Genomic DNA, 529 nt, shown 5'->3' with positions numbered 1-529 from the left:
ATAATAAAATTGGCGATGTGGCGAATACGTTCGTGCAGCAAAACCCATCACAATTACCGAAGACGCTCAATAGCCATAAACAACGCAAGCAAAAGAGCGTGCACACAGCGCCAAGCAACCAAGTTGAGAAAATCCTCGATCAATTGAATCAACAAGCGAAACAAACCAAGTCTGTATTGCTGCTTGGTCGTAACCATTACCATAAACCCGATTTGTATGATGACTGGTTAAGACGATTCCCGAATCTCGATATTCGTTTTATGACTTGTCATGCGAGTAAAGGTCGAGAAGCCGATTTTGTGATTATTTTGGCTGTGGATGAAGGGCAGTTCCCAGCGAAGAAGAAGCAGATTCACATCGACGGTGCGTTGACCGAGTCCAAAGACAAATTCCCGTATGCCGAAGAGCGCCGACTGTTCTATGTCGCGATTACGCGTGCAAAAGAGAAAGTGTGGATCACGCATACGGGGGCAGGTTCTGCATTTGTGCAAGAACTCGTAAGTGGCGACTACCCAATCGTTACCTCACG

The 529-nt window shown here is 46.3% G+C and carries 1 protein-coding gene; it reads left to right on the top strand.

From position 1 onward, the window contains the following. Nucleotides 1-529: 3'-5' exonuclease (locus tag R7O13_RS30550; RefSeq protein WP_318305681.1), on the top strand; the 529-nt coding region annotated here is incomplete at both ends.

The sequence above is a fragment of the Vibrio sp. Y176 genome (genome assembly GCF_033438945.1).
The sequence above is the reverse complement of the archived record's forward strand: the minus strand, read 5'-3'. Positions and strand labels throughout refer to the sequence as shown.